At 48.0% G+C, this 12,387-nt stretch carries 10 protein-coding genes and 1 pseudogene; 4 read left to right on the top strand and 7 right to left on the bottom strand.

Going from position 1 to position 12,387, the window contains the following annotated elements; genetic code table 11:
* Positions 1–221 precede the first annotated feature (221 nt).
* The gene (locus tag A3844_RS29990; protein ID WP_167374777.1) at positions 222–1,514 is read right to left on the bottom strand and encodes a WD40/YVTN/BNR-like repeat-containing protein; all 1,293 of its coding nucleotides are present in this window, start codon (positions 1,512–1,514) and stop codon (positions 222–224) included.
* Positions 1,515–1,538: 24 nt separating this feature from the next.
* Positions 1,539–2,924 carry a branched-chain amino acid transporter BcaP gene (bcaP, locus tag A3844_RS29985; protein WP_074100557.1) on the bottom strand — a complete coding sequence of 462 codons (1,386 nt, stop codon included), beginning with the start codon at positions 2,922–2,924 and terminating at the stop codon, positions 1,539–1,541.
* Between the two features lie 258 nt (positions 2,925–3,182).
* Here bcaP and A3844_RS29980 point away from each other — a divergent pair, with 258 nt between their 5' ends.
* Positions 3,183–4,109 (top strand): L-lactate dehydrogenase, encoded by a 927-nt coding sequence (locus A3844_RS29980; protein WP_074084484.1) that lies wholly within the window; start codon positions 3,183–3,185, stop codon positions 4,107–4,109.
* 247 nt (positions 4,110–4,356) lie between these two features.
* On the opposite strand, the gene A3844_RS29975 is transcribed toward A3844_RS29980, so the two are convergent.
* Together A3844_RS29975 and A3844_RS29970 are read right to left on the bottom strand one after the other, a co-directional pair.
* Entirely contained in the window at positions 4,357–5,265 is a 909-nt protein-coding gene (locus A3844_RS29975; RefSeq protein WP_074084485.1) for a tyrosine-type recombinase/integrase, read from the bottom strand.
* Between the two features lies 1 nt (position 5,266).
* A complete protein-coding gene (locus A3844_RS29970; protein ID WP_074084486.1) occupies positions 5,267–6,196 on the bottom strand; it encodes a LysR family transcriptional regulator in 930 nt (309 codons plus the stop codon).
* A 134-nt stretch (positions 6,197–6,330) separates the two neighbouring features.
* On the opposite strand from A3844_RS29970, the gene A3844_RS29965 reads away from it, so the two are divergent.
* Positions 6,331–7,641 carry an APC family permease gene (locus tag A3844_RS29965; protein ID WP_074109409.1) on the top strand — a complete coding sequence of 437 codons (1,311 nt, stop codon included), beginning with the start codon at positions 6,331–6,333 and terminating at the stop codon, positions 7,639–7,641.
* Positions 7,642–7,738: 97 nt separating this feature from the next.
* Here A3844_RS29965 and A3844_RS32555 read toward each other — a convergent pair whose 3' ends face one another.
* Entirely contained in the window at positions 7,739–8,353 is a 615-nt protein-coding gene (locus tag A3844_RS32555; protein WP_167374776.1) for a hypothetical protein, read from the bottom strand.
* Positions 8,354–8,544: 191 nt separating this feature from the next.
* On the opposite strand from A3844_RS32555, the gene A3844_RS29955 reads away from it, so the two are divergent.
* Positions 8,545–9,495 carry an alpha/beta hydrolase gene (locus A3844_RS29955; protein WP_074109408.1) on the top strand — a complete coding sequence of 317 codons (951 nt, stop codon included), beginning with the start codon at positions 8,545–8,547 and terminating at the stop codon, positions 9,493–9,495.
* Between the two features lie 286 nt (positions 9,496–9,781).
* Here the strand turns inward: A3844_RS29955 and A3844_RS29950 are convergent, their stop codons facing one another.
* Complete coding sequence (locus tag A3844_RS29950; RefSeq protein ID WP_074109407.1) at positions 9,782–11,002, bottom strand: aminotransferase class I/II-fold pyridoxal phosphate-dependent enzyme; 1,221 nt, start codon at positions 11,000–11,002, stop codon at positions 9,782–9,784.
* Between the two features lie 307 nt (positions 11,003–11,309).
* Positions 11,310–12,155 (bottom strand): annotated as a pseudogene (locus A3844_RS29945) (GerAB/ArcD/ProY family transporter); the annotation flags it as partial.
* Positions 12,156–12,165: 10 nt separating this feature from the next.
* On the opposite strand from A3844_RS29945, the gene A3844_RS29940 reads away from it, so the two are divergent.
* Positions 12,166–12,387, top strand: a 222-nt coding sequence (locus tag A3844_RS29940; protein WP_143192014.1) for a helix-turn-helix domain-containing protein, incomplete at its 3' end; no start/stop codon positions are given.

Below are 12,387 nucleotides of genomic sequence, written 5' to 3'. Positions count from 1 at the left end.
CCTATTCGGGATGAAAGTTTGTGAAAAAATGAACTTGTTCTCTATGTGTTAAATATATCACAGTATTATTCGTTTGTCATGTGATTTTTTTCACATTTTTAAAGAAAATTTTAAATAAGATTTTTGATGCTTCATTTTTCATAATCGAAATCTATCAAATAAAGAGAGCCCAGCCAACCCGAATTAGGTTGTTGGGCTCCCCTCGTATTCACGATCTGAATTTACATCACCCGCCAGCTTAACCCTCCATTAGTGGTCTGGAGCAGGATAGATTTGCGGTCTTCTTTTTTCTCAATCAACAGCCATCCCACCTCGGAGGAAACAAACTGCAGCTTCACAATCTCAGGATACTCCGCTAGCTTCGATTGCAGCACACCGCTGGCAGGAAGCGCCGTCCAGGTCTGGCCCTGATTCGTGGTCTTATACAGCACATCCTTCTTCAGGGTCCAGCCAAGCTGTGCGTTCAAAAAGGCGGGGGCAATATGGCGGTTGATCCCCGTCTGGGGTCCCAGTCCAAAGGTTACAAATTTCCAGTTCCCGCCCCCATTAGCTGTAAAATAACCATTGTAAGTAATACTGCCTTCCTTGTCCTTTTGGCAACCTACAGACATCCATCCATTCAGACTGGCCTTGTCAAAAAAATCAGGCTCCCCTGTGATCACCCGGTCACAACCCCGTAACTGTTCATTAACGAGAAATTCCGGACCCTGATCCCAGGTTACCCCACTGTCTTTGGTCATGTAGATTTTGGGAAGTGCACCGGTCTGTAAGGTCACAAAACCATGTCCAAAATCCTTGAACACCATTCCCGTAATCACACCGGATATCGGGATCGTATTATTCGGCAAGTTAGGATTATATTGCTCGTTTTGCATGACCAGGTTCCAGATCGCTCCACCATCGTTTGTAGCATACAGTGCTTTGCTCTCTTTGGTGGTTTTTGCATCCCAGGAGGTCATCAGCCATCCGTGATCTGGGGAATTGAAATAGATCGAAGAAATCGCATTGGCATCAGGAAAAGAAGAAATTTTCCAGCTGCTTCCCCCATCTGTCGTGCGTAGTACAACCGTTTCCGTATGACCCGATGCGCTGCGGATGATCCATCCATTGCTCGGATCTGTGAAGAATATGTCTTTGCCATAGACAGGATTGGACAAAAACTGGACATTCGAAGATGGCGAGATATTGCTCCATGTCTTGCCGTTATCCATCGTCATATATATCCGCAGCTCATTTTTGGTTACGCCCCAGGCTAGCCCTATGGCATCATTCAGCAGTCTAAAATCCGTCAGACGGGTCTGAATCTGATATTTCGGCGTACTTTTTTCGTTGTCAATATTTTGGGCATCCGGGGTAATCAGCGTAATCGTCTGCCCCTCTTCCGGCGCTTCCGTCGGCTGTGGGGGCTGGGAAGGTTCCGGAGAAGGCGAAGAGCAAGCAGAGAGTATAAGCAAGGTCAGGAGTACCGTAAATACAGCTCCTAGAGCCTTAAAACCTGTAATCTTGAATGACAAAGCCCTCTCCTCTTCCTGCATTAATTATTTGTTATGATTCAGATTACTTCTCTTGTAACCGTATAAAGCATAGATGATTAAACCAATAACCAGCCAAATCACAAAGCCGATCCAGGTGTCTCTTCCCAAATTATACATCAAATATCCACAAGCCGCCGCACTAAGCAAAGGAATTACAGGCACCCATGGAACTTTAAATCCTCTTTTCAAGTTCGGATGGGTATACCGCAGTGCGATTACACCCAGCGAAACGACAAGAAAGGCGAAAAGTGTACCGATACTGGTCAGATTAGCCAGACGGTCCAGCGGAACAAAACCAGTGACCACGGCAATAATGCCGCCTACCATCCAGGTGCTGCGTACAGGGGTGTGCGTCTTAGAACTGATTTTGGATAAGGTCTGCGGCAGAAGTCCGTCCCGTGAAATCGCAAACATTAGACGGGTCTGGCCGAACAACAGCACGAGCAGAACTGTAGTCATCCCGGCAATAGCCCCCACGGAGATCAGCCCGGCGATCATATTCTGGTCCACAAAACGGAGTGCAAAAGAAACCGGATCACTGACATTCAGGCTCTGGTAAGGGACGATCCCGGTGAGCACCAGCGATACAACGATATAGAGCACCGTACAGATCGCCAGGGAGGAAATGATCCCGATGGGCAGATCACGCTGCGGCCGTTTTACTTCTTCTGCTGCGGTGGATAAGGCATCAAAGCCGATATAAGCAAAAAATACAGTAGCTGCACCATTGACTACACCATGCAATCCAAAGGGCATAAAGGGCGTCCAATTCTCCGGTTTCACATAGAAAACACCAGTAACAATAAACAAAATGACCACCGTCAGCTTGATTATTACCATAATGGCATTAAAGCGGGCTGTTTCCTTGACCCCCCTGGTCAATAGGAAGGAAATCAGCAAAATAATGATAATTGCAGGCAGGTTGATAAACGTTCCTTTGTCCGCATTATAAGCCCCGGAGAGGGCTGTGGGCAAATGCAGGCCAAATCCGTCAAGGAGACCCTGGAAATATCCAGACCACCCGCTACTTACCGCTGCCGCTGCAACGCCGTACTCGAGCACCAAATCCCATCCTAGAATCCAGGCTAATAGTTCACCGAAAGCCACATAACTGTAGGCATAGGCACTACCCGATACCGGAATCGTGGATGCGAACTCTGAATAACACAATGCTGACAGCACACAGGCAATCCCTGCCAGCACGAATGACAGCACCAAGGCAGGGCCCGCGTGCTCTGCTGCCGCCACTCCCGTCATTACAAATATACCGGTACCAATAATCGCCCCCACACCAAGCATGGTTAGATCCAGAGCACCTAATGTCTTGCTGAGCTTGACTCCTTCGGCGCTTGCTGGAGCACTCAAAGGTTTCTTGCGGAATAAATCCATTCGTTCATTCTCCCCTGTCTTCTATATAAATAGATCATGCTATAAAGAAGCGGCCAAACTAAAGAACAGATAACCCAAATAATTACAAGGAATATGGAAATACTACACATTACTTACTCAGTTATTCCAAAATCCTTGTTAGTTTGCCCATTTTCGGGTAATGGATTAAATGCGGACCGCTTGAAAACACTAACCTTAGCGCTTATGATGGATAAGATTGGACACAAAAAATTCAAAAACTCAGGAGGAGATATAGCAATGGCCCCCCCATTCAAACCAAATCGTGTCGTAGTGATCGGCACTGGTGCAGTCGGCACTACTACGGCCTACACTTTGCTGCTGCGCAGACGCATGCAGGAGCTGGTTCTTATTGATGTGAATCATCAGAAAGCCCTTGGTGAAGCACTTGATATGAACCATGGCATGCCTTTTGTCGGTGGCGTGAAGCTCTGGGCAGGAACCTATGAAGATTGCCGTGAAGCAGATATCATTATTGTGACCGCTGGCGCCTCCCAAAAACCCGGTGAAACCCGGATTGATCTGCTGCGCAAAAACATCTCGATTTTTAAAGACATTATCCAAAAAATCACGAAATACAACCAGCATGCTATTCTGCTGATCGCGACGAATCCAGTGGATATTTTGGCTTATGCCACCCTCAAGATCAGTGGCTTCGACCGCAGACGTGTTATCGGCTCCGGAACAGTACTCGATAGTGCAAGATTCCGGTATCTGATTGGCCTTCACAAAGAAATTGACCCGCGCAGCATTCACGGACAAATCATTGGTGAGCATGGTGACTCCGAGCTGCCTGTATGGAGTCTGTCCAATGTCGCCGGGATTGATCTCGGTTTTGACGAAGCCGAACGCCAGGATATTTTTGAGGACACTAAAAATGCCGCTTATGAGATCATTGATGCCAAAGGTTCAACCTCCTATGCGATTGCTCTGGCACTGGATCGGATCGTAGATGCCATTCTTAACAACGAAAGTGCCGTGCTTAACGTCTCCACGCTGCTTAACAATTATAATGGAGTCTCCGATGTTTTCCTGGGAGTCCCATGTGTAGTTGACCGTTCCGGCGTACGTGAAGTACTGGATCTGCCGCTCAGTGAAGAGGAGAAAGCCCTATTCCAGAAATCCGGTGACAAGCTGAAAAGTGAAATCTCTAAACTGGAGCTATAGACTGTACTCTGGCAGTTCCCGACTATTTCCCCCTTCCATTAGGGAGGAGATAGTCTTTTTGGCATGTTCTTACTTGCTGTCCGGTAGACCAAACTTCAGGACCGGAAAACAAAAGAAACCGTCCTTCCGGTCATGGAGAATAACCCCCACTACTGAAAGGACGGAGTTTCTAATACCAGTAAATATAACATGAATCGTTATGTCTGCCAATGAAATAGGTCCTTGCTATTATATGATGAAAATACTATTACGGCATACTGATCTGCAGTCTGGACATCGCTTCTTCTTTCTCCCGGCTCGTGATATGTGTATATACGGTAGTGGTCTGGATAGATGAGTGTCCCAGAAGCTCCTGAACAGTCCGCAAATCCGCCCCCTTACGCAGCAGCATGGTAGCGAAGGAATGGCGCAGCTTGTGGCTAGAGTAAGGTCTGCGGAGGGCAGCGGGTACTTCACTCTGGAAACGGCCAAAGGTATCGGAAGCAATTCCCTGGATCCCCCGGATGGATAATCTGCGCCCTTTTTGAGAGATGAATAAGGCATCCTCCTTACTTCGCCAAGGCTCAAGCCTGTCCGTCAGGGCCTGCTCCAAAAAAGGGGCAAGCTCCGCAGGCACCGGAATATTCCGCCATTTGCGGCCTTTTCCGAATACTCTAAGTGTAAGGCGTTCGGCATTATAGTCGCTCAGATTCAGGGTGTGAACCTCCCCTACCCGCAGTCCCATATAGGACATAAGCAGAAAAACCGCGAGGTTACGGCTTCTATACTTCCCTTCGACAGCAGACAAAAACCGCTGCAATTCATGCTCCTCCAGATAGACCGGCTCACGGTTTTTCTCCGTCTTGGATTTCTTAATGCCCGCCGCAGGATTCGCAGTCAGCAATTCAAGCTCCATCAGTGCCTTAAACAAACAGTTAACAGAAGCATGCTTACGGTTACGTGTTGAATCGCTGACTCCCCGCTCACGGACTGAGGTTAAGTAGGACACGATATGCAGCTTCTTGACGGTCTCCAGACTTTTACCGTTCAGACTCACCAGAAACTCCCGCACATCGGCAAGATAGGACTTCTGTGTATATGGGGTAAAGCCGGCATCCTTCATCCAGATTAAAAAAGCATCCAGCTCTTCTTCATAGTCAGGCTCTGGTTGGTTCATGTCAAATTCCCTCCCATTTATTATTGTCTGTTTCCCCGGTTCTCCATGCAGACGCATGATTCTCTACAATTGTCAGGAATTCTGCCAAAGCCGGTGATTTCCACTTTTTATTATGGTACGCGGTTTGGGTAGCTACCCGCTGCGACTCGTCATTCCAATGAAGACGGGCCAGCTTGCCTTCAGCCAGCTCACTCCGGACCGTAATCAGGGGCAAAAAAGAAATACCCAGTCCGGCCATCACACATTGCTTAATCGCTTCTATGCTCCAGAATTCCAGCTTCGGATCGGGGAACACGCCGTGGCTGTTCAAATGCCGCTCGAACAAGGTACGATAGGTGCATCCGGTTTCGGTGTGCAGAATAGTTTCGTCCTTCAGATGAAGCGGCAGAACCTCATCCAGATTCATAAGCGGATGACCAAGCGGAGCAATCAGTGTCATCGCCTCATGAATAAGCGTCTCGGTATGAAGATCCTTATACTCCGTCTCGGGCTGCAGCAAAAATACCAGATCCAGCTCACCGGAGCGGACAAACTCGGTTAGTTCCCAGCAGGCGCCAGGCTTCAGTGTGATCTGCACCTGAGGATACCTTCCGCGGAATTCCTTAATGATGCCAGGCAGCCGAAAAGCAGCCAGTGACTCAGGTGCCCCAATCCGCAGCGCTCCGGTCAGTTCGGTTTCCGAACGCAGCGCAACCTCAGCCATAGTGTGCATCCGGGAGATCTCCTGGGCATACGGGAGCAGACGGCGGCCAGCATCTGTGAGGATAATCTTTTTACTGATACGGTCAAACAGCGGCTGGCCCAGCTCTGCTTCAAGCGCCTGGATCTGGGCGGTAATGCTGGACTGCGCATAATCCAGTTTCTGGGCGGCACGTGTAAAGCTGCCGGTTTCGACTACGACCAGAAATGTAAACAGATGGCGTGATTCCAGGGAGACCCCTCCTTCATATATAATGATTATCTATCGGTTTTTCAGATGGATGTTATCTGTTTATTCCGTTTTTCCAATGGATCTATTATCTGATACTCTATATATAAATACAAGGAAAGCAGGCCATATTCATTATGAAACAAACTTTGCAACGCAATATAGGAATGCCGCAGGCCATTGCCCTATATATTGGGGCCGTGCTGGGTTCAGGGGTTCTGATCGTCCCTGGACTTGCGGCTGAATTGGCTGGGCCTGCCTCTCTTCTCGCTTGGGGATTTATGACGCTGCTGATCCTCCCCTTGGCTCTGTCCATGGGTCTCCTATCCGCCAAATTCCCAAATGCGGGGGGAGTCTCACATTTTGTCACACTGGCATTTGGCCCAAAGGCGGGCGCACTGGTTGGCTGGTTCTTCCTGATGTCGGTCCCGATCGGAGGTCCCGTCGCCGCATTAACCGGAGCCGGTTATATGACGGCAGCTATGGGCTGGGGGGACAATGCCCGAATTGCTCTGGCAGCAGCCATGCTGGGAATTGGCCTGGTTACGAATTGGATTGGAATGCAGGTAGCCGGGAAAGTACAGATTGCTGTGGTGATTGCCATCGTCGCTGTATTGGTATTTTCATTTGCCGCTGCAATTCCCCGGATAGAACGTGTCCACTTTACACCGTTTGCTCCGCACGGCTGGATGAGTGTCGGCCAGGCGGCAGCCATATTGTTCTGGTGCTTCATCGGCTGGGAAGCCGTGTCTCATTTGTCTGAAGAGTTCAAGGACCCCCAGCGGGCTGCAGTCAAGGGCGTCACCATCGCCGCCATTATTGTAGGAGTACTGTATTTCTTGTCCGCACTTGCTACTGTCGGTACCCAGAGCTATCTGAAGGGCGGAGCCGATTCCTCCCTGGTCTGGATCATCAGCCAGCCGCTTGGCTCCTGGGGCGGATTCATCGCCGGCTTGACCGGACTGTTCATCTGCACCGCGACTATTATCGCTTATACCGGGGCCGCTTCGCGAGTAGCCTTTGCACTTTCCAGGCAGGGCTATGCCCCTAAATGGATGGGCCGTATGTCGAAGCGATATCAGACCCCCACAGGGGCCATCGGTTTCCTGCTATTGTGCTTTGTCACAGTGCTGTTTCTGTACGGCAGCGGACTGCTTTCCATTACGACGCTGATCCAATTTCCAAATGCCACCTTCATTTTGACATATATCGGGGGCTGTGCTGCGGGAATCCGTCTCCTGAAGGGCAACCGCACGGGTGTTGTGATCAGTTGGATCTCATTCGCCGCAACAGCGGGTGTGTTTCCTTTTACCGGCCTAGCGATTGGTTATCCGCTGTTGATTACTGCCCTCTTCTTCCTGATTGACTATACCAGAGCGGATCGCCATACAGCCCATCTGGAGCCACTGCCAGAAGATCCGGACGAGGTTAAACGGAACGTACTTTAAATATTCCGTGATGTGTGATAAGTATACCCACCAGCAAAACAAACAGGCCGCAGCGACCTTGCTGACAAGGACGGATGCGGCCTGTTTGTTTACAAGCTTACATAATCTCTACGGCAAAAACTGCCGAGGTTTGATTCAGTGTATATTTCCCATCTTCAGTCAGCCAAGTGGCCTCATATAGATAATAGTATAATCCTTTCACTTTGGGCGCTTCAAACACCCCATCCGACAAATCGACCGGAAGATATACATTATTTTCTCTAATTTCCGAAACATATACCTTAGCAGGCAGTGGTTCGTAGTTAGGCTTAATGCTGATCCGATCCCCCGGATCAATAACTGTGGGGGGCTCACCGTTTAGCATGGCTCTGCCACCCACATAATCAGCACAACCCAGCGTGTCCCAGCAATAGCTGCTCTGTACTACATGCACTGAAGTTATTGGTGTGCTTACTATGGGTAGAGGGGGCTGGCCTGCTGGTGTCACAGCTTTTGATGATTTCGGGATTGGTAGCGCCGAGAGAACTCCTAATGACTCCATGTTATCTGCTGGCTCCTTTGTTCCTGTCGATGTTGCCTCTAAGTCTTCTACAGAATGCTCTGGCTTCTCTTGTCTCCCTTTAATAGAAGGATCAATGGCTTGATTTGCTGCATAGCCCACAAACATCAACCCAAGAACCAACAAAACCATCCGGCTGAAATATTTTATCAACTTACTCACCTCAGTTATAAGACGAGTTTTCCATTAAAAGGTTGCTAATTATCTATATCAAGGTGTATCTTGCAGTTCACTGCCACTTGGATAATTCCAAATAGAACCAGCCCCTGCCGTTTCAGTTCACGAAAACTTGGTTATGAATGAAAGGAGACTGCCCAAAATGGGATAGAAGGAGACGATTGACCATGCCAAAAGATAATAAAATCATTCTCGAAGCTGCGGCCCGAAAATTTGCCGATGACAATGCCGAACCTCCATTTCTGCCTGACCTGGGACCTGAAAAAGGACGTGAAACAGTGAACACTGTGCAGTCCAGTGAAATTTACAAACCGGAAGCAGATCTTCAGGATCTTACCGTGCCTGGTGGACCCGGAGGTGAAGTTCGTATACGTATCATCCGCCCGGTGAACACTTCAAGTGAAACTCTGCCTGTCATTTTGTATATCCATGGTGCGGGGTGGGTCTTCGGCAACAGCCATACCCATGACCGGCTGATCCGCGAGCTGGCAACAGGTGCTGGAGCAGCCCTCGTATTCCCTGAATACAGTCTCTCTCCCGAAGCCAAATATCCTACAGCCATTGAGGAGATTTACGCGGTACTGACCTGGATTGCCGATCATGGCTCAGAATATGGCCTTGATACCAGTAAATTAACCGTAGCCGGCGATAGTGTCGGCGGAAATATGACCGCAGCCATAACCTTGATGACCAAGGAGCGGGGCGGCCCAAAGATTTCCAAGCAGCTCCTGTTCTATCCGGTAACGGACGCTTCTTTTGACACCGAATCCTACCATCTCTTTGCTGAAGGCTACTTCCTGCAGCGGACCGGGATGAAATGGTTCTGGGATCAGTATACAATCAGCGAGGAAGAGCGTGACCAGATCACAGCCTCGCCGCTTCGTGCCAGTCTGGAGCAGCTAAGTGGACTACCAGAAGCACTAATCATAACCGGCGAAGCCGATGTCCTCCGCGATGAAGGCGAAGCCTATGCCAATAAACTGCGGGAAGCCGGTGTATCCGTAACCGCGGTTCGCTTCCAGGGAATAATTCATGACTTCGTGATGCTGAATGCCCTGGCTGAAACTAATGCCAAAAAAGGGGCTATCCTGCTGGCTACCAGTTGGCTTCGTCAATAGGTCAGGTTTAGCGTTTACTTCATTAATATACATCAGCAAACAGGCCTGCAATGGATATTCTCCGGTGCGGGCCTGTTTTTTTGCATGAGGTTACATATTCTATTGTCTATATTTCACCCGTTATTTGCGCTGTGCATAGAACTCAGTCGCTTGGACCAGCATGTCCTTCAATGATCCGAAGGAAGTTCTCTTGCTTACATGTTCCTTGAGCTGATCCAGCGGCAGGTGAATTATTTAGTTTACATAATATTATTTATGTTATCTAATTTACTCTTCTCGGGAGAATCTAGCCGTTCATTCGTAAATACTCCCCTATTCTCCGGGCGGCCTCCAAAAGCCTCTCTTCCTCTTCTACCAGTGCAATTCGGACGTATCCCTCCCCTTGTTCCCCAAAGGCTGCTCCAGGAATGACTGCTACTCCTGTTCCCAGTAAAAGGTCGTGTGCGAAGCTGTGTGATCTTCCTTGTCCCTGTCCAGTATTGTAGGCATCAGGCAGCTGTGCCCAAATGAACATAGTCGCTCTAGGCTTCTGAACTACCCAGCCTTGCCGAGCCAATGCCGCTATAAATACATCCCGTCTCCGTTCATACAACGGTGCAACTCCTTCATTCTCCCCCGCTTTCATCGCCATCTCCAATGCAGCTACAGCTGCTTCCTGGATGGGGTCGAACACACCATAATCTACATTGCTCTTAAGCTCCCTCAGCGCTCCAACCGCCTCACGGTTACCGGTCATAAAGCCTATCCGGCAGCCAGCCATGTTGAAGCTTTTTGAGAAGGAATGAAATTCAACAGCAGTGTCGTGTGCCCCTGGCACCTGCAAAATGCTAACTGGCTTATACCCGTCAAAACCCATTTCCGAATACGCCAGGTCGTGTATAACCAGCACATTCCATTTACGGGCTAATTGGATTAATTTCTCCATATATGTAAGATCCACCGTTGTAGATATCGGATTGCCGGGAAAACTGAGCAGAATAAAAACAGCCTCCTGCCATACCTCATCCGGTATGCTGTCCAAATCAGGAATGAAGGCGTTCTTCTCGAGCAGCGGCAGTGTCCAGGCTTTTACTCCTGCTATCGCTAATGAACCGGAATAAATAGGATACCCCGGGTCAGGCACGATAGCCAGATCACCCGGATTACAGACGGCAAGCGCCAAATGTGCCAATCCATCTTGTGAGCCCATGAGCGCCACGATTTCATCCTCCGGATCTACCGTTACACCAAACCTTGCTTCCATCCAAGCAGCTGCTTGTTTCCGGAATGTCACGCTTCCTCTGGATGATGGATAGGTGTAGCTATTCTCCCTAAGTACAGCTTCACTCAGAACCTGACGTATTTGTAGAGCGGGTGCCTGGTCCGGACTGCCGATTCCCAGATCGATCACATCTAGTCCGGATTGCGATGCTTCCTCTTTCCATGCTGCCACTTCTGCAAAAATGGAGGAACCCAGCCGGGACAGTTTGTCTGATCTCCAGCTTCGTTTGGAATTGCTAAATGTCAACGAGTCCACCTACTTGTTTTTTGAATCATTATAGCATGACCCAGAAGAAGATGATTTCGAAACTTTTAGCGATACTCGGTGAATACATATAATTGTTAGCTTTATACTTAAATATTACTTTTTTCCTTTTTATTCAATGGATTCGAGTCGTACAAGTGCCTTATTCCATAAATAAAATCGATCTCATCCAAAACAGCGTATAATTTATGTTATACGCTGTTTTTTTATAGGTTCATAGTTGTCTTTAATATATTTTTTATGTCTCTGCAACGCCAACGGGTCCATCTTGAAAAAGAGAGGTTGATGTTTACACATTCTGCTTCAATACCTTCTTTCTAATGATCAGCACCACTGAAAGCAACACAGACAACAAAAAAAACAATAGGATTCCCATCCTTCCAATAACATCCCCAACGGCAAATACATCATTGATTCGTACGGGAATCATGGCCGTAATGAAAATCACCGGCATTAGCCCAAAGATGACAGGGACAAGCCTAATCTTGAACACCTGCGAGATCCCCAAAGCAGCATTAAAGTAAAAACTGCTAAAGATGCAAAACATCTGCATCATCCAGATCACCAATAGCGGGAATTCGAAGCGTTCAAAAAAGAATCCAGTGATCTCTAGGCTGCGCACTAAATCTATAGTAGGCCAGGTACTCGTGATCACAGAATCTATAGACAGACCTCCGATAACCATAACCACAGTGAGAATGTATAAGATCATAGGTATGGCAATTCCCGTTAACATGGCTTTGATCGCATGCTCCGGATGCTGCATGAAGGCTGTGATAACCATCACCACTTCACATCCCGTAAAGACAAGTACTGTGGATTTCAGTCCCCTGATTACAGGCATGAGACCTTCACTTAGTACAGGACGCAAATGGTTAACATCAAATATTCTGATACTAAGGACATAGCATAAGATCAAGATAAAGAAGCTTATGGGGAAAATAATTTGATAGGCTCTGGCGATGGAATTAATGCCTCCAAACACCATATAGGCCCCAATCCAGATGAAGGGAATGATAATTGCCCAAATGGGTGTTCCTTGAAGTAGAAAAAAAATCATTATTTCTCCTATATAAGTTGAACTAAAGGAATTCATTTGCACACTGTCGAATAAAAAAGTACAACCTAAAAGCGACGGTGAAACCATGCAAACGACACAAACCTTTATTGAAATTGAAAGCTTAATGAAAAAAGAAAAAGAGCGACGTATGTTTGAGCGTTACCAAGCCATTTTTCTGCATTTGAAAGGGAAGAATGCACAAGAAATCGCAGAGATCATTGGCAGAACGGAACGAACAGTCTATAAATATTTACGTGCTTATCGCGAAGCGGGCGTAGCTGGATTGCAAATCAACTATTCAACGGGA

Origin of the sequence: Paenibacillus helianthi (assembly GCF_001909055.1) — a bacterium.
GTDB lineage: Bacteria > Bacillota > Bacilli > Paenibacillales > Paenibacillaceae > Paenibacillus_AQ > Paenibacillus_AQ helianthi.
Note: the sequence above shows the minus strand (reverse complement) of the source record. Positions and strands in the feature narration are given on the sequence as shown.

Bases quoted from the DNA above. Each gene is read 5' to 3' on its own strand.
- A3844_RS29965 (WP_074109409.1), top strand. From the start codon at position 6,331: ATGAAACAAACTTTGCAACGCAATATAGGAATGCCGCAGGCCATTGCC.
- bcaP (WP_074100557.1), bottom strand. From the start codon at position 2,924: ATGGATTTATTCCGCAAGAAACCTTTGAGTGCTCCAGCAAGCGCCGAA.
- A3844_RS29955 (WP_074109408.1), top strand. From the start codon at position 8,545: ATGCCAAAAGATAATAAAATCATTCTCGAAGCTGCGGCCCGAAAATTT.
- A3844_RS29980 (WP_074084484.1), top strand. From the start codon at position 3,183: ATGGCCCCCCCATTCAAACCAAATCGTGTCGTAGTGATCGGCACTGGT.
- A3844_RS29975 (WP_074084485.1), bottom strand. From the start codon at position 5,265: ATGAACCAACCAGAGCCTGACTATGAAGAAGAGCTGGATGCTTTTTTA.